The organism is Microbacterium sp. NPDC058342 (assembly GCF_042723935.1).
In the GTDB taxonomy this organism is placed as follows: domain Bacteria; phylum Actinomycetota; class Actinomycetes; order Actinomycetales; family Microbacteriaceae; genus Microbacterium.
In genome coordinates, this window is sequence record NZ_JBHXID010000001.1 from 1,166,878 (window position 1) to 1,191,277 (window position 24,400).

The window sequence follows — 24,400 nt, forward strand, 5'->3', positions numbered from 1 at the left end:
CACGCGGATGCGCAGGACCACCGTCGGGGCACCCGGGACCCCGCAGCGCTACGCGCACTCGCTGTGGCTGCTCTCGGCGCGCGATCTGAAGGTGCGCTACTCGACGAGCGCGCTCGGGTACCTGTGGTCCGTGCTCGATCCGCTGGTGATGAGCGCGATCTACTGGTTCGTGTTCACGCAGGTGTTCCACCGCGACGTGGGGGAGGACCCGTACATCGTGTTCCTGATCAGCGGCCTGCTGCCGTGGGTCTGGTTCAACTCGTCGGTCTCCGACTTCACCAAGGCGTTCAAGCGCGACTCGCGCCTGGTGCGATCCACCGCGATCCCGCGCTCGATCTGGGTGAACCGCATCGTGCTGAGCAAGGGGATCGAGTTCTTGTTCTCGCTGCCGGTGCTGGCCATCTTCATCGTCATCAACGTGATCGTCGAGTCCGATCCGTCGAAGGCGGTGCAGATCGGCTGGGGAATCCTCTGGCTCCCCGTCGCCGTCCTGCTGCAGGTGGTGCTGCTCGTGGGCCTCGGTCTGCTGGTCGCACCGCTCTGCGCGCTCTACGCCGACCTGGAGCGCACGACCGGGCTGATCCTGCGTGCCCTCTTCTACGCGACCCCCATCATCTACAGCGTCTCGAACCTGCCGGAACCGTTCGACGTCATCGGCTCGTTCAACCCGCTGGCCGGAATCTTCACGCTGTATCGGATGGCGTTCTTCCCCGACCAGTGGCACCTGACGACGGTGCTCATCGGCGCGGTGATGAGCGTGCTCATCCTGGCACTGGGCGTCTGGGTCTTCCGGTCGCTCGAACGATCCGTGCTGAAGGAGCTGTGATGGATGCCGCGATCGAGGTTCGCCGCCTGGGGGTGCGCTTCCGACGCAACAGGCGCGGTCGCCGCAGCTTCAAGGATCTCTTCGGCGGCTCGTCCCGGCGCTCCAGACCGGGCGAGTTCTGGGCGCTTCGCGACGTCTCGTTCCGCGTCCAGCCCGGAGAGTCGATCGGCGTCGTCGGACGCAACGGGCAGGGCAAGTCGACGCTGCTCCGCCTGGTCGCAGGGGTGCTGCTGCCCGACGAGGGCGGCGTCGAGGTTCACGGCGGCGTGGCGCCCCTCATCGAGCTCACGGGCGGATTCGTCGGCGATCTCACCGTGCGAGAGAACGTCCGGCTGACCGCCGGTCTGCACGGCATGTCCCGCGCCGAGGTCTCCTCACGCTACGACGACATCATCGCCTTCGCGGAGCTCGACGGGTTCGAGGACACGCCTTACAAGCACCTGTCCAACGGCATGAAGGTGCGTCTGGCCTTCTCGGTGGTCTCGCAGCTCGACGAGCCGATCCTGCTGGTCGACGAGGTGCTCGCGGTCGGCGACAAGGCCTTCCGCGACAAGTGCTACAAGCGCATCGACGAGCTTCTCGCCGAGGGGCGCACACTGTTCTTCGTCAGTCACAACGAGCGCGACCTTCGCCGCTTCTGCAAGCGAGGCCTCTACCTCGACAAGGGCGCGCTCGTGCTGGACGCCCCTATCGGTGAGGTGCTCGACCGCTACAACGCCGATCACGGCCCGAGCTGAGGCGGTCGTCTCAGCTCGCGCCGACGGTGCCGTTGAGCGAGGTCAGAGCGCTGTCCGCCGCCTTCCACTCCTTCTGAGCGGAGCCGCCGCGGTCGTACGCGGCGCGCAGCGACTGCAGCGCCTGCGAGTAGCGGGCGAGGGCCGCGGACCACTTCTGAGAGATCGAGGCGGGAGCGACGGTCTGTGAGAGACGCCCGGCATCCTCCTGCAGGAAGCCGATGGTCTGGGCGGCCTCCTGTGCGTCCGAGTCCCGAGCGATGCCCAGACCTGTCGCCGCGTCGTCGAGGATCGGCGCGATCTTCTCACGGAACGTCGCGATCGCCGGATCGGCCGGCGGCGGAGGGACGGGAGCGGTCGACGGGACGGAGGTGGCTGATGGCGACGGCGAGGGCGAGGACGTGGCCGTCGGCGTGGCGGTCGGTGTCGGCTCGGCTGTCGGCGACGAGCTCGCGCTCGGCGAGATGCTCGGCGTCGGGTCGGCGGCCAACGGCGCTCCCGGGCGCAGGAACAGCCAGAAGACGCCTGTGGCGATCGCGACCGCCACGACGGCCAGCACGACGATCAGCCAGACGCGGCCGCGCCGGGGCTGTTCGGGCGGGAACGCCCAGACGTATTCGGGCTGCGGCTCGCTCATGACCGCTCCAGTGCGGGCATCGGCCGCCAGCTGCGGTCGCGGCCGATCTTGCCGCCGTCGCGCAGTCCGCGGAACAGGTTGCTCGTGCCGCGCACGGTGCGCTCGACGAAGAACAGCCGGATCAGCTCCTTGAAGAAGGTCGCCGTGGTGCCCAGCCCGAACAGCACAGGGCTGTATGCACTGTGCACCCGGTAGTAGTGCTTGATGAACGCGCGATTGCGCATGATGTAGTACCGGTAGGCGTTGCTGGAGGCGTTCATGTGCCGGATGCCCATGTCCCACTGCTTGATCTCGCGGGTGCGGCGCAGCACGAACTCGTCGACGATCACGGCCGTCGTCAGTCGCGACGCCAGCCAGCCGTACATCTGGTCGTCCCAGTAGATGAAGAAGCGCGGGTCGGGCAGGCCGATCCGCTGCACGATCGAGCGGTGGATGAACATGCCCTCGAAGCATCCGCTGTTCATCTCCTTGAAGCCCGACGAGTCGAACTTCGACGGGGCGAACGGGATGGGGATGCCCATCCGGTCGGCGATGCGGTACTGCCAGTAGAACTCGCTGCCGTCGTAGTCGTAGCGCCGGCCCTGGATGCTCTTGAACCGACCCGACCAGGCCCCCATCCGCGCGAGACCGTCGGGGAGCACCTCGACGTCGTCGTCCATCATCCAGATCCACTCCGCACCGAGGTCGTACGCGGTGCGCATCCCCTCGCTGAAGCCTCCCGACCCGCCCGTGTTGGTGGCCAGACGCCGGTACACGATCTCGGTGCCGAGATCCGCGCGGAACGACTCGACGACGTCCGTCGTGTCGTCGGAGGACGCGTTGTCGATGATGACGACGCGCCCGGGCTTGGGCTCCATGGCCCGGATGCTGGTGAGCAGCCCGGAGAGCAGATGCGAGCGATTGAAGGTGACGATCACGATCGCCGCCGACGCGGGATCGAACTCGACGGCGGTCATGCCTGCTCCTCGAAGGTCTTCTGCCACGATGCGTCCGACACGAGGTCGGGGAGCGCCTTGCGGTACTGCTCCTGCAGCTTCGCCCAGTTGCGGCGCAGCCTGCGGTGCAGCATCCACGAATCGCGCAGCATCCGGCGGTACTGGGCACGATCGCGCGTGTAGATGTTCTTGCCGGAGCCGTCAGCCGAGCTGACCAGCGCGCTGTCGAAGGAGGGCACCCGCCACCAGAGGGCATCGCCCTTGCCGAACTCCACCTCGGGTCGCGCCACGTTGGCGGGGTCGGGCCTGTGCAGCCAGTGCGAGATCAGCGTGCGCACCGTGAAGAGCCGCAGGCGCAGACCGGTGGGCGAGTCCAGCTCGTTCGCCCGGAGCGGCGGGAAGACCCGTCGTCCCTTGCGCGAGTGCAGCACGCGACTCGGGTCGCGATGCACCACGGTCTCGGGGAAGTCGGCGGCCATCGCGCGCGCGGCGGGCATGGCGGTCGCCAGATTGCGGCGCATGTGGTCGGGCCCGGAGAGCACGTCGCGCAGCGCCCTCGCTCGCAGCGCGACCGGGTAGTACTGCATCATCATCAGGTGCTTGAGATCCACGCGCAGGCTGTGGGTGAGCAGGCGGCCGCCCTGCGGCGCCTCGGAGTGCAGCAGGCCGGCGACGATCCGGTTGCGAGCGTGGAAGTACGCCTGCCAGTCGATCGTGTCGTCCTTGTTCACCCAGGAGACGTGCCAGAGGGCGACACCGGGCAGTGAGACCGTGGGGAAGCCCGCCTCACCGGCTCGCAGGCAGAACTCCGCATCGTCCCACTTGATGAACGCCGGCAGTGACAGGCCGACGCTGCGGATCACCTCAAGGGGGATCAGGCACATCCACCACCCGTTGTACCCGGCGTCCATGCGCATGTGCAGCAGCGGGGACTGGCGCAGGTTCGCGGTCCCGAAGTCGTGCGGCATGCGCTCCTGGTAGAGGTTGCGCCACATGAACGGCGCCTCGTCGACGACCTCCGCCCAGCCGTGCAGCTTGGGGCGGTCGAGCAGGTCGAACATGTGTCCGCCGACGAGCACCGGGCTGGTCGCGTACCGCGCGAAGACGATGGAGCGACGCAGGGACTCCGGTTCCAGGCGCACGTCGTCGTCGAGCAGCTGCACGAAGTCGCTCTCGGGTCGCTGCAGGGTCTCGTGCATCGATCGGGCGAATCCCCCCGATCCGCCCAGGTTCGGCTGACGGATGATCTGCAGCGTCTCGCCGAGATCGGCGGCGACCTCCGCATACCCGGCCTGATCCGCGACCAGCTGGGTGCCCTGGTCGATCAGGAAGATCCGGTCGACGAACTCCAGGGCGTCGGGCGATGCGGCCAGGGCGCGGAGCGTGTCCACGCAGTAGTCCGGCTTGTTGTAGGTCGTGATGCCGAGTGACGCCTTCCCGGTGCGCACCGGCTCCTGTTCCGTCGTCCACTGGGCGCCCTCGAGGACGGCATGCTTCTCGTCGGCGACGACGTCGAACCAGATCCAGCCGCCGTCGCTGTACTCGGTCAGGCGCAGGTCGAACGAGGTGGTGGACTCGCCTGAGACCTCGCGGGTGTCGATGCGCTGACGCACACCACCGCCGTTGGAGCGATACACGAGGATCGTGGCGGGCCCGCTGGTGCGCACGGTCAGTCGCACCTCGCGCACGCCCGTCCAGTGCTGCCAGTACGAGGCCGGGAAGGCATTGAAATACGTGCCGAGCGAGACCCGGCGTCCCGACACGATACGCGCGCGGTGTCGTCCGAGGATGTTGCCCAGATGAGCGCGGTTCGAAACGCGCACCGGCTCGTCGTCGATGACCGACCAGGTCTCGGGGTCCGCGTACAGCGGGAGCAGATCAGGGTCCCGATCGATGGGGAAGACGACGTTCTGCAGCACGTGGGTCACGAGGTGACAGCCTACCGGCGTCGCCTGAGGATCGTCGGAGCGGCGGCCGGGCGAGGCGTTAGCATGGCGGGGATGAAGGTACTGATCACCGGCGGCGCCGGATACATCGGATCGACCGTGGCCAGCGCGTGCCTCGATGCGGGAATCGACGTCGTGCTGCTGGACGATCTGTCCGCCGGACGCGAAGACTTCGGAGAGGGGCGCATCCTCTACCGCGGCGACATCGCCGATGCCGCGCTCCTCGATCGGATCACCGGCGACCACCCCGATCTCGACCTGGTCATCCACTGCGCCGCCCGCATCGTGGTCCCCGAGTCCGTGGCGGACCCGCTCGGCTACTACGACGTCAACGTCGGCCGGACCGTCACCATGCTCCGCCTCCTCGCCGCGCGCGGTCTGACACGGGTGCTGTTCAGCTCCTCCGCCTCGATCTATCGCGGCGACTCCGGCGCCGGCGTCGACGAGCAGGCGGAGATCGCGCCGGGCAGCCCGTACGCCACCACCAAGTGGATGGTCGAGCAGATCCTGCGCGACGCGGCCCACGCGGGCAGCATCCGCGCGATCGCCCTGCGCTACTTCAACCCCATCGGCGCAGACCCGCAGCTGCGCACCGGGCTGCAGAACGCCGAGCCCTCGCACGCGCTCGGAAAGATCATGACGGCCAGAGACCGGGGTATTCCGTTCACGCTCACCGGCACCGACTGGAACACCCGCGACGGCTCGGGTCTGCGTGATTACATCCATGTGTGGGATCTGGCCCGCGCGCACGTCGCCGCCGTCCAGCGATTCGATGACATCGTCGACGGCGACGCGCCGTACGCGGCGATGAACGTGGGCACCGGCGACGGCGTCACGGTCCGCGAGCTCGTCGCGGCCTTCGACCGTGTCACGGGCGAGACGCTCGACGTCGTGGAAGGCCCGCGTCGCGCCGGCGATCAGGCGGGTGCCTTCGCGCTCGTCGATCGCGCCCGCGAGGCGCTCGACTGGCGTGCCGAGCGCACGGTGGAGGACGGCGTGCGCGATGCCCTCGCGTGGTCGGCCCGGCTGAAGACGCGCGGCTGAGCGCTATCCCATCGGCCCGAGAGTGGGGATCGCGCCCGTCTGCGCGTCGTCGATGTTCTGCCGCCACGAGCGGGTCTGGCCCGCGCGCAGTGCGCACAGCACCAGCAGCAGCCAGCCGGCACCGGTGAGCGTGAAGCTCTCGAACATCGACTCCACGGCCAGGGTCACCAGCATCAGCGGCGTCCACGCGTAGACGACCGAGCGGCGCACGCTCGCGACGAGCCAGGATCGCACCGTGGCGACGCCCCCCAGCACCAGGAACAGCGCCAGCCCGATCCAGCCCAGCTGCAGCAGCAGGTCGAAGTAGGAGTTCAGCGCCGTGCGGTGATGATCGGACAGCGCGAAGTTGATCGCCGTGAACGGCGAGTCGCTCGGCGCCCACGGCCCGAACCAGCCGTATCCCGTGAGCGGCTTCTGGGCCACGTAGTCCAGGATCGTGTTCCACAGGTCGGCACGCGTCGAGAAGTCCGATCCGGCATCCAGCATCCGGATGATCAGATGGCGGATGCCGAAGGCGACCGCCAGTGCGGCGGCCACGAGCGCTCCCAGCGCCCACTGCACGCCCACCCGCCGGTGCGCGGGGGTGTGCCGGACGATCGTGAGCGCGGTCGTGGCCACGCCGACGCCGGCGGCGAGGACGACGACCGAGGGCGACGCGGACAGCAGCGCCAGGAAGGCGCCCAGTGCGATCGACAGCGTGCCGACCCGTCGGGTGATCGACTGCGTGCGCCACTCGATCACGAACGTGATCAGACCGACGACAGCGACGAAGCCCAGCATGTTGCGGGTGCCGAAGATCCCCTGCACCGATCCGCCGAGTGCGAGGTTCCCCTCGATGCCCAGCGCGGGGAAGGGCATGTCGAGCAGGATGCCCGAGAGCACCTCGAGCCCGAGCGAGAGCGCCAGCAGCCAGCGCAGCGTGTCGCCCAGCGCCCGAACGGTCTGCAGCGTGTCGCGGACGTGCCCGATCGTGATCGCGATCACGGTGTAGCCGAAGAGCGTGGCCCATCCGCTCAGCGTCTCGGAGCGGTCGGTGCTCCAGAGCACGCTGATCAGGGCGAGAGCGAGGAACCCGACCAGAGAGGTCGGTGCGAATCGCAGCAGCGTCAGCTCGTCTCGCCGGGCGAAGAGCATGCCGATGCCGGTGATCGCGAGCATCGTGACGATCGTCGCGAGCGTCACCGTCGAGGTGAGCCGCTCGATCAGGAACGACCCGAAAGCGGCGGCGAGCCCGGCGATCGTGTAGGCGCGGGCGAACTCGGCCGACGCCAGCAGCGAGACGACGTGCCGCCGTGGCGTCATGGCACCGGCCGTGCCCGCGGGCCGTGCGAGATCAGCGGGGTGCGCTCGCCGACGCTCACCCCGATCAGCGGCACCGACTTCATCTTGAAGGACAGCAGGATCAGCAGGAGCCAGCCCCACAGCATGATCGGAGCCGATTCCGCCAGTCCCTCGAACAGCAGCGCGGTCGTGAGCAGCAGCGGCAGCAGCGAGATGGCGGAGTAGGGGCGTCGGGCATCGAGATCCCACCGCGGTCGATCGACGGCGAAGAACCAGGCCCGCCAGGTGAGCGCCAGCCACGCGATCGCCATGAGGACGACGCCGGCTGCACCGAGCTGGAGGAAGACGTCCAGCCACATGTCGTGCGCGTGGAACACGGTGAGGCCATGGTCGACGATCCATCCCTGGAAGGCCGGATCCCAGGGCACCCACGGAGAGGAGAACCCGTTGCCGAAGGCGGGGCGCGTGATCGCGCGCTCCCACACCTTCTGCCAGATCTCCACCCTGCCGGTCAGGTCGGCGCTCTTGCCGAACAGCTCGAGCACGCGCCCTCCGAGCAGCGTCGCACTCGCGACGGCGACCACGGCGACCGCCGCGAAGACGAGATAGACCACGCGGCGCGCCGCGGGCATCGTGGCCCTGCGGGCGATGAGCGCCGCAGCGAGCACGGCGAGGATCACCGCGACGCCCAGGTAGACGGTGGTCGATGCGGCCGCGACGAGGAGCACGACGGCCAGCAGCGCCCAGACGATCAGCACGCCGCGCCGGCGCACCCGCGCGGCGTAGAGCACCCCGAAGACGATCAGCGCGAACAGGCACATCATGGCGAGCGTGTGCGCGTTGCCGACGATGCCCTGAATCCGTCCGCCGTCGAACAGGTTCCCGCGCACCCAGTACAGGTGCGGATCGATCCGGCCATCGGGCGCGTCCACGAAGTTGGGCAGGAGGGGATGGCGCAGAAGCAGCGAGACCCACAGCTCGATCGCCAGCGACAGGCCCAGGATCAGCTTGAACGCGGTCGAGAGGGCGCGCGCGATCTCCTGCCAGCTGAGCAGGGTCGACAGGAACAGGGCCGTCACCGTCACGGCTGCGAGGAGCGCCCACGTCAGCAGCGTCGCCATCGGCCAGCGCGACCACAGCACCGAGACCAGCGCCAGGGCGCCATAGCCGAGAGCCGCCCACGGCAGACGACGCCACGGGAAGCGCGTCGGGCGGCCCTTCGCGACCGCCGGCACCCAGATCGCGAGCGCGCCGAGGGTCAGCACGGTGAGCACGATCACCGCGCCGACGGGGCCGACGAGGTTGTAGACCGCGGTGTGCGCGAAGACGGCGAACAGGCACAGCACGCCGTAAGCGCGCACCATCAGGTGCCCCGTCGTCTCGCGAGCGGGGGCGACGGGAGGCGCCGCAACGGGATGCTTGGTGTACACGGCCATCGGGATCAGGCTATCGCGCCGAGGCCGCCGCGCCGCAGGGGACGCGACGGGAAGTCCTACGCTGGGGGCATGCTGCTCACCATCGCCAACGTGCCCCGTGACTACGCCTGGGGCTCCGACTCCCTGATCGCCGATCTCGAGGGCAGGGCGCCGTCCGGATCGCCCGAGGCGGAGGTCTGGTTCGGGGATCATCCCGGCGACCCGGCGGACGTGGACGGCGGCGGCACGCTGGACGCGGTCACCGGCGGCACCCTGCCGTACCTGCTGAAGCTGCTGGCCGCGGCCGCGCCGCTGTCGATCCAGGTGCATCCCACCCGCGACCAGGCCCGGGAGGGCTTCGCTCGCGAGGCGGGACGCGACGCCGCTGATCCCGCCCGTAACTACCGGGACGACAACCACAAGCCCGAGCTCATCGTGGCCCTCAGCGACCGGTTCGAGGCCTTGGGCGGCCTGCGCCCCGTCGCGGACACGCTGCGGCTGCTCTCGGGTTTCCCCGACTCGTCGGGCGTCGACGAGCTGCGCTCGCGACTGGGCGGCGATGAGGCCGCCGCGCTGCGCGCGACGATCGGCTGGCTGCTGTCGGGCGGCGCGCAGGCGGCGGTCGACGAGATCATCGAGGGGCTCGCAGAGGCGGATGCCGACGGCTTCGCCGAGACGCTGCGCGCCGTGCGCGGCATCGCCGAGCGCAACCCCGGCGATCCGGGCGTCGTCGTGGCGCTCCTGATGAACCACCTGGTGCTGCGCCCCGGGGAGGCGATCTTCCTGCGCGCGGGACTGCTGCACGCGTACATCTCCGGGCTCGGCGTGGAGATCATGGCCGCCAGCGACAACGTGCTGCGCGGCGGCCTCACGCCCAAGCACATCGACGTCGGCGAGCTGCTGGCGGTCGTCGACACGACGCCGGGCGAAGTGCCCGTGCAGGCTCCCGCTGGCGGCGATGTGACCTCCTACGACATCCCGGTCGACGACTTCGCGCTGCGGCGGGTGCAGGTCGCCGGAGAGACGCGGGTTCCCGTGGCCGGCCCGGCCATGGCACTCGTGGTGGCCGGATCCATCACCGTGGCGGCCGGGTCGGGGCCGGAGCGGCCGGTGCGTGCGGGCGCCGCGGCGTTCGCGACCGCCGACGAGACGGAGCTCGCGCTGCGCGGTACGGGCCAGGTGTTCATCGCCGAACCGGGGCGCGCCTAATCCCTCGCCCCCGCGACACGCCGAGCGACAGGCAATGAACCTTAAACGCCCTGTTGAGGGTTTACGATCCGCGACTTGACCGGAGCGAATGACACGGGTGTAATTAGTGAAAGAACGGCCCGGTGGGGGGCACAAGCAGGGTTGGGAGATCGAGATGACGGGTTACCGCTCAGACGTTCCCGAGAACTGGTTCGTCGATCCGGTGAACCTCGGAGTTCCCGGTGTACGCCGGATGGACGCCGAGGACGACGGCGCACTCGCGTGGCAGGTGGATGCGCTGTGCGCTCAGACCGATCCCGAGGCCTTCTTCCCGGAGAAGGGCGGCTCGACACGAGACGCCAAGCGCATCTGCACCTCGTGCGATGTGCGCGGGGAGTGCCTCGAGTACGCGCTGAACAACGACGAGCGCTTCGGGATCTGGGGCGGCCTCAGCGAACGCGAGCGGCGCAAGCTCAAGCGCCGCGCGAGCTGAGCGCTCCGCGCAGAGAATCGGACCGGCGGAGCGCCGCATCCTCGGATGCGCGCCCCGCCGGTTTCTTCTCGGGCGCGCCGACAGCGTGACCGGGTCGGCGCACGCCCCTGCTTAGGCTGGCTGTTGCCATGCCAGCTCGTGTACACGCCATCATCGTCGCGCGCTCCGGGGACTCCTCGAGCGTCCAGGTCAGCCGAACCCTCGACGCCGTGCGCGCGCTGAGCAGTCCGCCGGCGGCCGTCACCGTCGTCGTGCTCGGCGATGCCTCGCGGGTGCGGGCGATCTCGGGCATCGGGCACACCGTCGAGGGCATCATCGAGGCGCGCTCGAGCACCACCTACTCCGAGGCCGTTGCGCTTGCTCAGCCGCGCATCGCCGAGAACTCGGCGGTCTGGCTGCTCGCCGAGGACACCGTGCCCGAGTCCGGTGCCCTCCAGCACCTCGCCGGGGCGCTGGAGCGCTCGCCGTCCGCAGCGGTCGCGGCTCCCAAGCTGGTGCGGCACGACGACGACCGTGAGATCGTCTCCCTCGGCGTGAGCATGACCCGCTGGGGGCGCACCGTCGAACTCGCCGCCGACGAACTCGATCAGGGGCAGCACGACGGTGCGGAGGACGCGCTCGGCGCGGATGTGCGCGGCATGCTGATCCGTGGCGAGGCTCCGACGGTCCTCCGCCCCGACACCGCGCTGGTCGGCGCCGACGAAGGGCTGGATCTCGGCATCCGCACCCGCCTGGGCGGTGCGCGCATGGTGCTCGTCCCACAGGCGCGCGTGGCGGTGGGACCGCACGGACCCGGCGCGCTTCCCCGGGCCCCCATGGCGCGCGCCTGGGCGACGCGCCGGTCCCAGCTGCACCGCCGACTCGCATACGCGCCCGCGCTCGCCGTCCCGCTGCACTGGCTGACGCTGCTGCCCCTGGCGCTCTGGCGCTCGATCACGCACCTCATCGCCAAGCGGCCCGGCGCGGTCGCGCCGGAGTGGGGCGCCGCGCTGACCACGATGGTGCGCCTGGGGGCCGTGGCACGCTCCCGTGGCGCGATCCGGTCGTTCCGGCGGGCCTCGTGGGCGGACATCGCACCACTGCGCGTCAGTCGCGCGCAGCTCAAGCAGCGCCTCGACGACGGCCACGGAAGCGAACGCGGCGCCGTCAGCGAGCTGAACTTCTTCAGCGGCGGCGGGGCGTGGGCCGTGCTCGCCGCACTCGTCGTCGGCGTCGCCGCCTTCGTCTCGATGCTCGCCTGGCCGGCGATCGGCGGCGGCGCGCTTCTCCCGCTGCGGCGCACGGTCGGCGCCCTGTGGGCGGATGCCGCGTGGGGTCCGCGCGACGTGGGGATCGGGGTGGTCGGCCCCGCGGATCCGTTCGCCGGCGTCATAGCCGTGCTGGGCAGTCTGTGGCCGGCCGCGCCCTCCTTCGCCATGGTGCTGCTCTGGCTTCTGGCCCTTCCGCTCGCTGTGCTCGGGGGCTGGTTCGCGGCGACGCGGGTCACCGACCGCGCCGGGCTGCGGATCCTCGGCGGCGTGCTGTGGGCTCTCGCGCCCACGTTCCTCACCGCGCTGGTGCAGGGCCGCCCCTCTGCTGTGCTGCTGCACCTGCTGCTTCCCTGGGTGTTCCACTCCGCCGTGGTCGCCCAGCGCTCCTGGGGAGCGGCCGGGGCCGCATCCCTGCTCACGGCCGCGGCGCTCGCGTGCGCGCCCTCGCTCGCGCCCGCCTTCGTGCTGCTGTGGGCGCTCGCGTTCGTGCTGATGCTCGTGAGCGGGCGTCTCCGCGGCGCGGCCCGCCTGTTCTGGCTGCTGATTCCGAGTGCGGCGATGTTCGCCCCGCTCGTCGTGCACCGCCTCCGCAGCGGAGACCCGTGGGCGCTGCTCGCCGATCCCGGCGCCGTGGCGGCGCTGCGCCAGTCCGGCGGCGACGCGGCCGGCCGCCTCGACATCGCCCTCGGTTTCCCGTCACCCGACCGTGTCGGCTGGGAGTGGTTCGCCGGAGGAGGCCTGGTCGCGTGGGTGCCGCTGCTGCTGGTTCCGGTCGCGCTCCTCGCCCTGCTCGCCGCGCTCTCGCCGCGGTGGCGCGCCGGATACACGCTGCTCGCGGTCGTGCTCGCCGGACTCGTCACGGCGCTGTTCGTCTCCGGTGTGACCGTGGCGTTCACCGACGGCATCGGAGTCGCCGTCTGGCCGGGCACCGGCATCAGTCTGGCGTGGCTCGGCGCGGTCGGCGCCGCTCTCGTCGCCCTCGACACGGTCGTCGAGCATGCGACCCTCCGCTCGATCGCCGCGGTCGTCGCGGCCTGTGCCGTCGCCGCCTGCGCTCTGCCGGCGCTGCTCGCCGTGCACACCGAGCACGCGCAGGTGCACAACGGTCCGCAGAGCACGCTGCCCGCCCTCGTCGCCGCGCAGGCGGGGGGCGATGCCGACCTCGGCACGCTGATCCTGACGCCGCTGAACGACGGCTCGCTCTCGGCGGAGACCGTCTGGGGAGCGAGTGCCACCCTCGGCGCTCAGAGCACCCTGATCACCACGGCGACGAGCACGCAGGGGCAGGACGTCGCCGCGACGGCCGTGGACCTGATCTCCGGGCGCGACTTCGACGCCGCGACCGCGCTGGCCGGCGACGGCATCAGCTTCGTGCTGGTCGCCCAGACGCCGGGCGAAGAGGATCGTGCGCGCTCGCTGCGAGACGAGGCGATCACATCGATCGACCAGCGCACCGGCTTCGTGAAGGCCGGCGAGACCGCACGGGGGACGCTCTGGCGCGTCGACGTGGACATCGCGGAGCGCGACCGGCAGACCTCGGCGCAGCGCACGCTGGGCAGCACGATCACGCTGGTGCAGCTGGTGATCGTGCTCTCCGCACTGCTGCTGGCGATCCCCACGCGCGCATCCCGACGTGCGGCGCGCGCGCGTTCGCGGATCGTCGGCCGGGCTCAGGATGAGCCGTTCGTGCTGTCGCGGCGCGCGAGCGCGCCCTCGCGACGGGTCACGGCTCCGGCCGATCCGGACGAAGCCGTTGCGGCCGCCGACATCGGCGGCGGCCCGCCCGAGCAGCTCGGCGACGCTGACGCGGAGGGAACACGATGAAGCAGCAGACGATCCGCTTCGCCGCGACGGGCGCTCGCATGGCCGCGGGAGCCGTGGTGGCGACGGCCTGCGTGCTGGGCGTGGCAGGTGCGGTCGCGGCTCCCTGGCCCCAGGTGAGCAGCGACCCCGCATCCACCGAGATCACCCCGGTGCCCGGCGACACCGTGCTCGTGTGCGACGGCTCCTTCCGCGCTCTCGGGAGAGACTCCTCACAGGCCGATCTGATGGTGTCGGCCGCCTCGCCCCGCCGTGAGATCTCCGGAGCGACGGATGCCACGGAGACCGCGAAACTCGAGATGCCCGAGGTGACCGGCGGCGAGGGCGCGATCGCGCTGATCTCCCGAGTGCACGACCGCCGCACGCCTCTCATCGCCGCCTCCGAGTCGGTGCGACTCTCCGACGACGATCTCACCGGATTCGCCGCCGCGCCCTGCCGCGAGCCCGCTCTCAGCTCCTGGCTCGTCGGTGGGGACGTGACGACCGGTGCATCCGACATCATCCTGCTGACCAACCCGGGAGATGTGACGGCGAACGTCGATCTCAACGTGTACGGCGAGAGCCGCTCGGCATCCACCGTCGTGGTCCCCGCCAAGACCCAGCTGGGCCTGCCGCTGGCATCCGTCGCCTCGGGTCAGCGCAGTCCCGTCGTCGAGGTGGTGTCCTCGGGCGCGCCGGTGCGCGCCACGCTGCAGTCCGCGCTGGTGCGAACGCTCGACGCGGTGGGAATCGATCTGCAGGACGGCGTCCCGGGCCTGCAGTCCGATCAGGTGATCCTCGGCGTGCAGTCGTCGCCGGCGACCGAAGGCGACGACAGCACGGGAATGACCGTGCGGATGCTGTCGCCCGAGAGCGACACGACCGCCACCGTGCGCGTCCGCGCGACGGGATCGGCGGAGGTCGTCGACGAGTACTCGGTCGACCTTCCCGCGGCCGTCCCCGCGGAGATCGCGCTGGCCGGCGTGCCCGAGGGCGTGTACGACATCGAGGTGGAGGCGGGCGCACCGATCGTGGCAGGGGTGCGGCAGACGGCGCGCGCCGGAGCCGCGCAGGACTTCTCCTGGGCGCTGCCCTCTCCCGCGCTGACCGCCGAGACCGAGACGATGTTCTCGGTTCCTCCCGGGGAACCGGCGACCCTCTACCTGCGCAACGCAGAGGAAGAGCCCGTCTCGGTCGAACTGTCCGGCGACGAGGAGCGCACCGTGCGCCTCGCGCCCGGTGAGTCGGCGCAGGTGCCCCTGGATGCCGGTGGTCACGTGCTGGAACCGACCGGTCGGGTTCATGCCGCGATCGGAATGCGCGGCGAGAAGGGATCGGCGGCGATCGCCGGATGGCCGCTGTGGCCGGGAGCCGCGACACAGCAGCCCATCACCGTTCGTCCGTGACCGGACAGCGGATGCGAAGGCCGCTCGGCCGTCAGTAGTCGCGGCCCTCGGGACCCAGCTCCCACGGCTCGCGACCCACGTACTCCGCGGCCGCGTGGAAGACCGCGCTCTCGATGGCGACGCGGCGATGCGCCGCGTCGTCGTGTCCCTTCGGCAGCAGGCGCTCGATCGGCACGCGGTACAGCGACACCCGTCGTGCGGAATGATCGACGCGCCACCGCGGGATGCCGTCCTCGCGATCGTGCAGCGGCATCGCGGCGATCTCGAAGCTGACGTCCCGCAGTTCCTCCCATGTGCCGCGCAGGAACTCCACGGCGCTGCCGACGGTGACCTCGAAGCGGTCGAGGCGTCCATCCACCGGCGGAAGCGGAGGGCGCACCACCTCGCTGCGTCCGAGACGACCGTGCCGGCCGTGGCGCGCGCCGTGGGCGGTGACGGAGCGGGACGGGCGGCGGCGGGGCATGCCGAAAGTCTAGGCCGATTCTCTCCGCGGTCGCCGCGCGGCAGCATCCCATCCTGATCTCGTCGGCCTACTCTGGACGAGATGGATCACACACTGCGCATCGACGAACGGCTCTGCTCCAAGGTGGCGTGCGCCCGCGCGGCGGTCGCGACGCTCACGTTCGACTACGGCGATCAGATGGCCGCGCTCGGTCCGCTCGGCCCCGGTGGCGATCCGCACGCGCATGACCTCTGCGCGCAGCACGCCGAGCGGTTGTCGGTTCCCGCCGGATGGCTCGTCATCCGTCACGAGGCACTGCGACACTGAGCCCCACCCGGCGCGCGATCGCGGCGCGCGGCGAGGATCGGGGTGAACCCTGATGCACCGGTGCGCCGTGCCTCGTACGGTGGGGACGGGGAGTCATGGTGGCTGTCCCGGAAAGGCAGCCGTGGTCGTCTGGCGTCGTGTGATACTTCCTGTCCTGCTCGTGCTCGTGCTCGGGGTCGCGGCGGCGGCACTGGTGAAGCTCGCCTTCCTCCCCGACGTCGCGGATGCCGCGCCGAGCGGTCCTACCGCGCAGATCTCGGACCCGCTGACGGTCGTGGAGCGCGGCTCGATCGTGAACGAGCTGAGCATCGACGGCACCATCGCTCGCGACGAGGCGTACGCCGTGCGCAGCGAGACCGACGGCACCGTCACGGCGGTGCACGTCGCCGAGGGCGCGACGGTGAAGAAGGGACAGCTGCTGCTCACGATCAGGCAGACGTATCCGGTGCGCATGATCGATCTGCGGGCACCGGAGGCGGGCGAGGTGTCGGAGATCGCGCTCGTGAAGGGGCAGCTGTCGAGCATCGGGTCCGAGGTCATGACGCTCAGCCCCGCACGCCACCACGTGCTCGCCACCGTCCAGCCGACACAGCTCTACCGGCTCGTCGACGCCCCGTCCCAGGCTGCGGTCTCGATCAGCGGCGGGCCCGCTCCCTTCACCTGCTCGGGCGTGCGCGTACAGATCGCGGAGGACGGCACGGCCAGCCTGCGCTGCGCCGTCCCTGCGGATCAGAAGGTCTTCGCGGGACTCCCGGCCGTCGTCGATCTCGCACTCGGCAAGGTCGACGACGCCCTGGTGGTCCCCGTGACCGCGGTCAAGGGAGGCGCGGGCAGCGGTGTGGTCTGGATCGACGAGGGCGATGGGACCGAGCCGGTGGAGCGCGCCGTGGAGCTCGGGGTGAACGACGGCGCGATGGTCGAGGTCGTGGACGGTCTCGCCGAAGGCGACTCCATCCGCCAGTACGTGCCGGGGTTCGCGGTGAGGGACGAAGAGAAGTGCTACGACGACGGAGCCGGCGGGGAGTACTGCGAGACGGGATCGACCTGGTGACGCTCGTGAGCCTGCGGGACGTCGCGAAGAGCGTCCGGCTTCCCGACGACACCACGCTCGAGATCTTGCGAGACGTGACCCTGGAGGTGGAAGCCGGCGACCACGTGTCGATCGTCGGACGCTCGGGCTCGGGGAAGTCGACCCTGCTCAATCTGCTCGGTCTGCTGGATGCACCCACGTCCGGCGCCGTGTCCTTCTCGGGTCGCGAAGTGGGCAGGACGCGCTCGGGCCGACTCGATCGCCTGCGCGGCGACCACGTCGGATTCGTCTTTCAGCAGTTCAATCTGCTGCCCGGGCGCACGGCGCTCGACAACGTGACGATGCCCCTGGGTCATGCCCGCGGGCGGCCGTTCCGGCATCGCAGGCGGATCGCCGCCGAGATGCTGGAGCGGGTGGGGCTCGGGCACCGCATCGACCAGATCGCGGATCGACTCTCCGGTGGCGAGCAGCAGCGGGTCGCCATCGCCAGGGCGCTCGTGCGCAGACCCGTGCTGATCCTCGCCGACGAGCCCACGGGTGCTCTCGACATCGACACCGGAGCACGCGTGATGGACCTGCTCGACGAGGTGGCGACCGAGACCGAGGCGGCGCTGGTGACGATCACGCATGACCTGCATGTCGCCGCGCGAGCCCGTCGGCATTACCGGCTGGACGCGGGAGTGCTGGCCCCGGCCGACCTGCGTCGAGCCTTCGCCGCGTCGACGCTCGACCTCGGCGGCGGGGGCGATGCGCGCGACACCGGCGGCGCCTCGGACGGTGAACCGGCTGATCTCGCGCGGGCTTCGGTGGAGGAGGTCGCATGAGCGCGGTGCTCGGCGCCCTCGCGGATGCGTGGGCGGAGATCCGTGTCCACCGCCTTCGTGTGCTGCTCAGCCTCATCGGCATCGCCGTCTCGGTGGCGGCGCTGACCGCCGTCGTCGCGATCTCCGAGATCGCCGTGCAGGCGCAGACCGAGGAGTACGACCGCTACGGCGGTCGCGTCGCGACGATCGTGGTCGCGCCGGCAGGGGCGGACGAACCCGTGGATGCCGAGGCCTTCCACCGGCGCTTCGAGCAGGTCGCCGAACGCTTCGACTTCAGCCACGTCGCGCGCTTCGCCGAAGGACTCACGGTTCCCGTGCAGGCCCCCGACGGCGTGCACGAGGCGTACGCGCGACTGCTCGACCCCGCCTATGCGACGATTCATCGGGAGAAGCTGCTCACCGGCCGAGAGTTCCGGGACGACGATGTCGAAGCGGTCGCACCGCCGGTCATCATCTCCGAGCCGATGTGGGAGGTCTTCGGTCGGGTGCCGATGGAGCAGCATCCGACGATCGAGCTCACGGGTGCTGCCGGGGGCATCTATCAGGTGGTGGGCGTGCGACCGCGCCAGGGCCCGTGGGACGAGGAGAAGCGCGTCGACCTGCTCTTCGACGCATACGCCACCCGCGTCGACCGGTTGCCCGAGGAGGCGCCGGTCCGCTACGACATCTGGCTGGGCGAGCGCGATCTGGCGGCGATCGCCCCTTCGCTCGCCACGGATCTGCGCGCGGGACTGCCGGAAGGCGAGACCGTCTCGGTCTCGCGCAGCGACTGGGCCGCCTCACCGGGGTTCCGCGAGGGCCAGGCGACGGTCGAACTCGTTCTCAGCGGCGTCGCCGTGCTCATCCTCGCGCTGGGCGCACTCAGCCTGATAAACATTCAGCTCGTCGCGATGCGTCAGCGGGTGCGCGAGATAGGCGTGCGGCGGGCGTTCGGCGCCACAGCCGGCCGCATCTTCAGCGCTGTGCTGCTGGAGAGCCTCGTGGCGACGACGGTCGCGGGCGTACTCGGCATCGCGATCGTCGTCGCCGTGCTGCGCTCGCCGCTGCTGATCGAATCGATGTTCCCCGCCCTCGTCGACGTGCCGCCGTTCCCTCTGCGGGCGGCGGTCACCGGACTGGTCGCCGCGGTCGTCGTCGGCGCGCTCGCGGGATTCGTACCCGCCCTGATCGCGCTGAGGGTGCGGGTGATCGACGCGATCCGGTTCTGAGCGTCAGAGCCGGATGCGCTGTCCGGTGAGCCGCTCGGTGCGGTCGTCGGCGATGATGAGGGCGCGCTCCTCCCGCTGCCGGCGCAGCACGGTGGCGCCGCGCAGCAGTTCCTCCGGCGAGACCGGCGGCAGGGGAGAGACGAAGGCGCTCGCCTCGGAAGCGAGCTCTTGGGCGACGCGGGCACGGGCGCTGGGGGAGAGGCGCTCGGCGTTGGCGAGGAATTGGGACACGCGTCGTGCGAGCCGGTCGGGCATGCGTGCGACGTCCGCGATGCGGGCCCATTCGTGCAGCGAAGCGGGCAGCTGCGGCGCGTGCACGGGCAGCGGCGGTGTGCGCACCCGCTGGGAGTAGGTGCCGGCCACCAGGTCGCCGAGGCGCTGCGAACGGGCCGTGAGCGCGCCGGTGATGACGGCGCCGCCGCCGAAGGTCAGGTAGATCTCGAGCACGCCCACGAGCGCGCGGATGAACGTGTGCCGGAAGGTGATCGCCCCGCCGTCGATCCGGACGATGCGGCCGCCGACGGCGAGTTTGCCGACGCTGCGGCCGCGCATGGCGACCTCGATCGTCACCGGCAGCACGAAGAAGCTCAGCACCGTCGCCCAGATGCTGAGCAGGGGCAGTGTGTGATCGTCGAGCAGGCCCTGCCCGAGCAGCCAGAGCTGCAGCACCAGGAACCCCGCGAACACGACGAAGCCGATCAGCATGTCGATCAGCGCGCCGGCCGCGCGCAACACGAAGCCGACCGGCTGCACATCGATCGCGACGGCCTCGCCGGAGAGGATCTCCTGCTCATCGGCAATCGGGGTCGACATGAGTACAGTAAAGCAGGTGGATGCCGATGCCCTCGCCGACGCACGCCGACCCGAGTGGGAGCGGCTCGACTCACTGAGCCGGCAGCGCCGCCTGAGCGGTGCCGAGGTGGACGAGCTGATCGTCCGGTACCGCGCGGCGTCCGCCGATCTCGCCGAGCTCAAGACCTCGGTGGGTGACTCGCCGCAGGGCGCCTACCTGTCCACGATCCTCGCGGCGGCCAGGCTGCGCTTCACGGGCGCCTCCGACAACGTGCTCGCCCAGGCGGGCCGATTCTTCACGCTCCAGCTTCCCGCGGCGCTCTACCGCATCCGCTGGACCACCGCCGTGATCGCTCTGGCGTTCATCGCCGTCATCGTGATCAGCGGCGCCTGGATCGCCGCCGACCCGCAGCGCATCGCGACGCTGGGGACGCCGGAGGTGCTCAGGCAGTACGCCGAGGAGGATTTCGTCGACTACTACGGGCCGATGGCGTCGTTCGCCGGCCTGGTGTGGTCGAACAACGCGTGGATCGCCCTGCAGTGCGTGCTGTTCGGTGTGACGGGCGTGTGGCCGATCTGGATGCTCGTGCAGAACGCGGTCAGCCTGGGCGTGGCCGCCGCGGTCATGACGGCGCACGGGCACCTCGACACGATGCTGCTGCACATCCTGCCCCACGGGCTGCTGGAGCTGACGGCGATCTTCGTGGCCGCCGCCGCGGGACTGCACATCTTCTGGGCGTGGGTGGTGCCCGGGCACCGCAGCCGGACCGAGTCGCTGGCGGCCGGGGGTCGGGCCCTGGCGACGGTGGCCATCGGCCTGGTCTTCGCGCTGCTGCTCTCGGGTCTCGTGGAGGGATTCGTGACCGGGTCGGCGCTGCCCTGGGCGGTGAAGATCGCGATCGGTGCGGCCGCGCTGGGCGTCTTCCTCTTCTACATGCTCGTCATCGGCCGGCGTGCGTTCAGGCGGGGCGAGACCGGCGACCTCGTGGAGTACGAGGCGGGCACTCCCACACTGACGGCCGGCTGAGGGTCCCGGCACGGCCGACGGCGAGTGCGGTGCAGGCCGCGTCCCGCCATCGGCCGCATGCCGATCAGGCCCGTGCCGTGCCGTCGAAGAGAGCCCGGTACGCGAAGCCGGCGAGCATCGCCCCGACGATCGGGAACACGAGGAACACCCACAGCTGTGCAAGCGCGTCGCCACCGCCGTAGACCGCCGCGGCGATCGAGCGCGCCGGGTTCACCGACGTGTTGTCGACGGGGATGGAGATCAGATGGATGAGGGTGAGGCTGAGACCGATCGCGAGCCCGGCGTGCGTCGTCCCGCGGGTCGGATGGGTGGTCCCGAGGATGACCAGCAGGAACACACCGGTCAGGATGACCTCGATGATGATCGCCGCGAGCATCCCGAAACCGCCGGGGGAGTGGGCATCCCAGCCGTTGCTCGCGAAGCCGGAGTCCTGCGCCCCGGTCAGCCAGCCCTCGGGTCCGAACATGCCGATCAGGGCGAGCGCCGTGGAGGCGATGAGTCCGCCGGCGACCTGCGCGACGATGTACGGCGCGACGTCTCGCCAGGCGATGCGTCCCGCCGCCGCGGCGCCCAGGGTGACCGCGGGGTTGAAGTGGCCGCCGGAGAGCGGACCGAACGCGTAGGCGCCGACCAGGACGGTGAGGCCGAACGCCAGAGCGACGGCGACGTACACGGCCGAGCCGGAACCGGGCTCGGTGAAATGGTTCGAGGCGAACAGGGCGGTGCCGACGCCGCCGAAGACCAGGAGGAAGGTGCCGAATCCCTCGGCGGCGAGTTTCGCGCCGAGTGACGCGGGCAGCGGTGCACCGGGATCAGGTGCGGGTGTGATGGATGCTTCGCTCATGTTGCCCAACCCTTCTGTGACGCCCGGCGAGCGCCGAGCGATCACATGATCCCGCAATCCGGCCCGACCGCACCCAGGCGCGCCGCCGCGCGCCGCGCCGAGGAGCCGTCGCTTTTCTTGAATTGATCAAAACAAGCTAGGATGGAAGCATGACTGCCGACGCGATGACGGATGCCGTGACCGCGGCCATCCGTGCCGCGGGCCTGCGTGCGACCGACTCCCGCCGCGCGGTGTATCAGGCGCTGCGCGAGCATCCGCACGCCACCGCCGACGTGGTGCACGCCGTGGTGCGCGAGACGATCGCCTCGACCAGCCTGCAGTCGGTGTACAACGCGCTCGGTGACTTCGCCGAGGCGGGAATCGTGCGTCGGATCGAGCCCGCAGGGCATTCGATGATGTTCGAACTGCGCATCGACGACAACCACCACCATCTCGTGTGCACCTCCTGCGGCGCGGTGACCGACGTCGACTGCGCCACGGGGCAGGCGCCGTGCCTCGTCCCCACCGACGCGCACGGCTATCGCATCGACGTCGCCGAGGTGACGTACTGGGGGCTGTGCCCCTCGTGTGCGAGTGCTCGGCCCCCCATCTCTGAAGACCCCAACCCCATCGGAAGGACACCATGACCGACGTTCGCGACGACGTACCCGCCATCGGCGACAACGCAGCAGACATCGACCAGACGAAGACCGTCACCGAAGAGCCCATCGAGCCGGCCGACGCCGGCTCGTGCCCGGTGATCCACGCCCAGCCGCACCCCACGATGGGCTCGGCGAACCGCGTGTGGTGGCCCGAGCAGCTGAACGTCAAGATCCTGGCCAAGAACGGTGAGCAGCGCAACCCGCTGGGTGCCGACTTCGACTACAAGGCCGCCTTCGAGGCTCTCGATCTCGCGCAGGTCAAGAAGGACATCGTCGAGGTGCTCACCACCTCGCAGGACTGGTGGCCGGCGGACTTCGGCCACTACGGCCCGCTCATCGTCCGCATGGCCTGGCACAGCGCCGGCACCTACCGCGTGACCGATGGTCGCGGCGGCGGAGGCACTGGCCAGCAGCGCTTCGCGCCGCTGAACAGCTGGCCCGACAACGTGGGCCTCGACAAGGCCCGTCGTCTGCTCTGGCCGATCAAGAAGAAGTACGGTCAGGCGCTGTCGTGGGGCGACCTCATGATCCTCGCCGGCAACGCCGCGCTCGAGGACATGGGCTTCAAGACCTTCGGCTTCGCCGGTGGCCGCATCGACGCCTGGGAGCCGGACGACGACGTGTACTGGGGCCCGGAGACCACCTGGCTGGGCGACGAGCGTTACTCGGGCGACCGCGAGCTGGAGCGCCCCCTCGCCGCCGTGCAGATGGGTCTCATCTACGTGAACCCCGAGGGCCCCAACGGCAACCCCGACCCGCTCGCCTCGGCCCGCGACATCCGCGAGACCTTCGCCCGCATGGCGATGAACGACGAGGAGACCGTCGCGCTGATCGCCGGCGGTCACACCTTCGGCAAGACGCACGGCGCGGCGTCCGACTCGAACCTCGAGGACAACCCCGAGGCCGCCGGCCTCGAGATGCAGGGCCTGGGCTGGAAGAACAACAACGGCACCGGCAAGGGCGACGACCAGATCACCTCCGGTCTCGAGGTCACCTGGACCTACCACCCCACCCGCTGGGACAACGAGTTCTTCCACATCCTGTACGCCTACGAGTGGGAGCTCTTCCAGAGCCCTGCCGGCGCCAACCAGTGGCGCCCCGTGAACGGCGGCGGCGAGGACATGGTGCCGCTCGCGCACTCGAACGGCCGTCGCGAGCCGCGCATGCTGACCAGCGACATCGCGCTGCGGGTCGACCCGGAGTACGGCCGGATCTCGAAGCACTTCAAGGAGAACCCCGAGGCTTTCGCCGACGCGTTCGCCCGCGCGTGGTTCAAGCTGACCCACCGCGACATGGGGCCGCGCAGCCGCTACGTCGGCACCGAGGTTCCCGCCGAGGAGCTCATCTGGCAGGACGTCGTGCCCGCCGTCGATCACGCCCTCATCGGCGCTGAGGATGCCGCGGCGCTCAAGCAGCGCGTGCTCGCCTCCGGCCTGAGCGTCTCCGACCTGGTGGCCTTCACCTGGGCGGCGGCGTCGTCGTTCCGCGGCAGCGACAAGCGCGGCGGCGTCAACGGAGGCCGCATCCGTCTCGCACCGCAGAAGGACTGGGAGGCGAACAACCCGGCCCGTGTCGCCAGCATCACCGCCGTGCTCGAGGGCATCCAGGCCGAGTTCAACGACGCACGCACCGACGACGTGCGCGTCTCGTTCGCCGACCTCGTCGTGCTCGCGGGCAACGCCGCGGTCGAGAAGGCGGCGGCGGACGCCGGTGTGCAGGCCGAGGTGGTCTTCCACCCCGGTCGCACTGACGCCACCCAGGAGCAGACCGACGTCGAGTCGTTCGCGTTCCTCGAGCCCAGGGCCGACGGCTTCCGCAACTACGTGTCGCGCGAGACGGCCGCCATCCCCGCCGAGCACCTGCTGCTCGACAAGGCGAACCTGCTCACCCTCACCGCCCCCGAGATGACCGTGCTGGTCGGCGGCCTGCGCGCTCTCGGCGCCAACTGGGACGGCTCGCAGTACGGCGTGTTCACCGACCGTCCCGGCGTGCTCAGCAACGACGTGTTCGTGAACCTGCTCGAGCTCGGCACCACGTGGAAGCCGCTCGACCCGGGTTCGCACGCCTTCGAGGGCCGCAAGGACGGCTCGGACGAGGTCGTCGGCCGCGGTACGCGCGTCGACCTGCTGTTCGGCTCGAACTCGGAGCTGCGCGCGCTGGCCGAGGTCTACGCCTCGGACGACGCCGCGGAGAAGTTCGTCCGCGACTTCGTCGCAGCGTGGGGCAAGGTCACGGAGCTCGACCGCTTCGACCTGGTCTGATCCCGCGATCGGCGATGGCCCTCACCTCCGGGTGGGGGCCATCGCCGTC

At 70.5% G+C, this 24,400-nt stretch carries 22 protein-coding genes; 14 read left to right on the top strand and 8 right to left on the bottom strand.

Going from position 1 to position 24,400, the window contains the following annotated elements:
* The first annotated feature begins 7 nt into the window (after window positions 1-7).
* Both ACFWHT_RS05260 and ACFWHT_RS05265 read left to right on the top strand, forming a co-directional pair.
* Window positions 8-826 carry an ABC transporter permease gene (locus ACFWHT_RS05260; protein WP_378826114.1) on the top strand — a complete coding sequence of 273 codons (819 nt, stop codon included), beginning with the start codon at window positions 8-10 and terminating at the stop codon, window positions 824-826.
* Complete coding sequence (locus ACFWHT_RS05265; RefSeq protein WP_378826116.1) at window positions 826-1,563, top strand: ABC transporter ATP-binding protein; 738 nt, start codon at window positions 826-828, stop codon at window positions 1,561-1,563. The genes ACFWHT_RS05260 and ACFWHT_RS05265 overlap by 1 nt, the downstream gene beginning before the upstream one ends.
* Before the next feature lie 10 nt (window positions 1,564-1,573).
* On the opposite strand, the gene ACFWHT_RS05270 is transcribed toward ACFWHT_RS05265, so the two are convergent.
* Genes ACFWHT_RS05270 through ACFWHT_RS05280 form a run of 3 tightly spaced genes read right to left on the bottom strand, consistent with a single transcriptional unit; the run spans window position 1,574 to window position 5,060 of the window.
* Window positions 1,574-2,197 carry a hypothetical protein gene (locus ACFWHT_RS05270; RefSeq protein ID WP_378826118.1) on the bottom strand — a complete coding sequence of 208 codons (624 nt, stop codon included), beginning with the start codon at window positions 2,195-2,197 and terminating at the stop codon, window positions 1,574-1,576.
* Entirely contained in the window at window positions 2,194-3,153 is a 960-nt protein-coding gene (locus tag ACFWHT_RS05275; RefSeq protein ID WP_378826120.1) for a glycosyltransferase, read from the bottom strand. Before ACFWHT_RS05275 ends, ACFWHT_RS05270 begins: the two co-directional genes overlap by 4 nt.
* On the bottom strand, window positions 3,150-5,060 hold the full coding sequence (locus tag ACFWHT_RS05280; protein WP_378826122.1) for a glycosyltransferase: 1,911 nt from the start codon (window positions 5,058-5,060) through the stop codon (window positions 3,150-3,152). Before ACFWHT_RS05280 ends, ACFWHT_RS05275 begins: the two co-directional genes overlap by 4 nt.
* A gap of 72 nt (window positions 5,061-5,132) precedes the next feature.
* On the opposite strand from ACFWHT_RS05280, the gene galE reads away from it, so the two are divergent.
* On the top strand, window positions 5,133-6,122 hold the full coding sequence (gene galE, locus ACFWHT_RS05285; protein WP_378826124.1) for a UDP-glucose 4-epimerase GalE: 990 nt from the start codon (window positions 5,133-5,135) through the stop codon (window positions 6,120-6,122).
* A gap of 3 nt (window positions 6,123-6,125) precedes the next feature.
* On the opposite strand, the gene ACFWHT_RS05290 is transcribed toward galE, so the two are convergent.
* Together ACFWHT_RS05290 and ACFWHT_RS05295 are read right to left on the bottom strand one after the other, a co-directional pair.
* On the bottom strand, window positions 6,126-7,424 hold the full coding sequence (locus tag ACFWHT_RS05290; protein WP_378826126.1) for an O-antigen ligase family protein: 1,299 nt from the start codon (window positions 7,422-7,424) through the stop codon (window positions 6,126-6,128).
* On the bottom strand, window positions 7,421-8,839 hold the full coding sequence (locus ACFWHT_RS05295) for an O-antigen ligase family protein (RefSeq protein ID WP_378826128.1): 1,419 nt from the start codon (window positions 8,837-8,839) through the stop codon (window positions 7,421-7,423). Before ACFWHT_RS05295 ends, ACFWHT_RS05290 begins: the two co-directional genes overlap by 4 nt.
* Window positions 8,840-8,908: 69 nt before the next feature.
* Between ACFWHT_RS05295 and manA the strand changes: the two genes are divergently transcribed.
* The 4 genes from manA (at window position 8,909) to ACFWHT_RS05315 (ending at window position 14,955) form a co-directional block, all read left to right on the top strand.
* Entirely contained in the window at window positions 8,909-10,027 is a 1,119-nt protein-coding gene (manA, locus tag ACFWHT_RS05300; RefSeq protein WP_378826131.1) for a mannose-6-phosphate isomerase, class I, read from the top strand.
* A 154-nt stretch (window positions 10,028-10,181) separates the two neighbouring features.
* On the top strand, window positions 10,182-10,499 hold the full coding sequence (locus ACFWHT_RS05305) for a WhiB family transcriptional regulator (RefSeq protein WP_378826133.1): 318 nt from the start codon (window positions 10,182-10,184) through the stop codon (window positions 10,497-10,499).
* 128 nt (window positions 10,500-10,627) lie between these two features.
* Window positions 10,628-13,573, top strand: coding sequence for a glycosyltransferase (locus ACFWHT_RS05310; RefSeq protein WP_378826135.1), 2,946 nt, complete (start codon window positions 10,628-10,630; stop codon window positions 13,571-13,573).
* A complete protein-coding gene (locus ACFWHT_RS05315; protein WP_378826137.1) occupies window positions 13,570-14,955 on the top strand; it encodes a DUF5719 family protein in 1,386 nt (461 codons plus the stop codon). The genes ACFWHT_RS05310 and ACFWHT_RS05315 overlap by 4 nt, the downstream gene beginning before the upstream one ends.
* A 31-nt stretch (window positions 14,956-14,986) precedes the next feature.
* Here ACFWHT_RS05315 and ACFWHT_RS05320 read toward each other — a convergent pair whose 3' ends face one another.
* A complete protein-coding gene (locus ACFWHT_RS05320) occupies window positions 14,987-15,418 on the bottom strand; it encodes a hypothetical protein (protein WP_378826139.1) in 432 nt (143 codons plus the stop codon).
* 81 nt (window positions 15,419-15,499) lie between these two features.
* On the opposite strand from ACFWHT_RS05320, the gene ACFWHT_RS05325 reads away from it, so the two are divergent.
* The 4 genes from ACFWHT_RS05325 (at window position 15,500) to ACFWHT_RS05340 (ending at window position 18,786) form a co-directional block, all read left to right on the top strand.
* The gene (locus tag ACFWHT_RS05325; RefSeq protein ID WP_378826141.1) at window positions 15,500-15,724 is read left to right on the top strand and encodes a DUF3499 family protein; all 225 of its coding nucleotides are present in this window, start codon (window positions 15,500-15,502) and stop codon (window positions 15,722-15,724) included.
* 139 nt (window positions 15,725-15,863) lie between these two features.
* Window positions 15,864-16,775 (top strand): efflux RND transporter periplasmic adaptor subunit, encoded by a 912-nt coding sequence (locus ACFWHT_RS05330; RefSeq protein ID WP_378826143.1) that lies wholly within the window; start codon window positions 15,864-15,866, stop codon window positions 16,773-16,775.
* Window positions 16,772-17,578, top strand: a complete 807-nt coding sequence (locus ACFWHT_RS05335; RefSeq protein WP_378826145.1) for an ABC transporter ATP-binding protein — start codon at window positions 16,772-16,774, stop codon at window positions 17,576-17,578. Before ACFWHT_RS05330 ends, ACFWHT_RS05335 begins: the two co-directional genes overlap by 4 nt.
* Window positions 17,575-18,786, top strand: a complete 1,212-nt coding sequence (locus tag ACFWHT_RS05340) for an ABC transporter permease (protein ID WP_378826147.1) — start codon at window positions 17,575-17,577, stop codon at window positions 18,784-18,786. Before ACFWHT_RS05335 ends, ACFWHT_RS05340 begins: the two co-directional genes overlap by 4 nt.
* A gap of 3 nt (window positions 18,787-18,789) precedes the next feature.
* Here ACFWHT_RS05340 and ACFWHT_RS05345 read toward each other — a convergent pair whose 3' ends face one another.
* A complete protein-coding gene (locus ACFWHT_RS05345; protein ID WP_378826149.1) occupies window positions 18,790-19,599 on the bottom strand; it encodes an RDD family protein in 810 nt (269 codons plus the stop codon).
* Between the two features lie 16 nt (window positions 19,600-19,615).
* Between ACFWHT_RS05345 and ACFWHT_RS05350 the strand changes: the two genes are divergently transcribed.
* Window positions 19,616-20,605: a stage II sporulation protein M gene (locus tag ACFWHT_RS05350; protein WP_378827914.1), complete on the top strand. Its 990-nt coding sequence runs from the start codon at window positions 19,616-19,618 to the stop codon at window positions 20,603-20,605.
* Window positions 20,606-20,669: 64 nt separating this feature from the next.
* Here the strand turns inward: ACFWHT_RS05350 and aqpZ are convergent, their stop codons facing one another.
* The gene (aqpZ, locus tag ACFWHT_RS05355) at window positions 20,670-21,449 is read right to left on the bottom strand and encodes an aquaporin Z (RefSeq protein WP_378826151.1); all 780 of its coding nucleotides are present in this window, start codon (window positions 21,447-21,449) and stop codon (window positions 20,670-20,672) included.
* A gap of 149 nt (window positions 21,450-21,598) precedes the next feature.
* Between aqpZ and ACFWHT_RS05360 the strand changes: the two genes are divergently transcribed.
* Both ACFWHT_RS05360 and katG read left to right on the top strand, forming a co-directional pair.
* A complete protein-coding gene (locus ACFWHT_RS05360; RefSeq protein ID WP_378826153.1) occupies window positions 21,599-22,075 on the top strand; it encodes a Fur family transcriptional regulator in 477 nt (158 codons plus the stop codon).
* Window positions 22,072-24,351 (top strand): catalase/peroxidase HPI, encoded by a 2,280-nt coding sequence (gene katG, locus ACFWHT_RS05365; RefSeq protein ID WP_378826155.1) that lies wholly within the window; start codon window positions 22,072-22,074, stop codon window positions 24,349-24,351. The genes ACFWHT_RS05360 and katG overlap by 4 nt, the downstream gene beginning before the upstream one ends.
* Window positions 24,352-24,400: the final 49 nt, after the last annotated feature.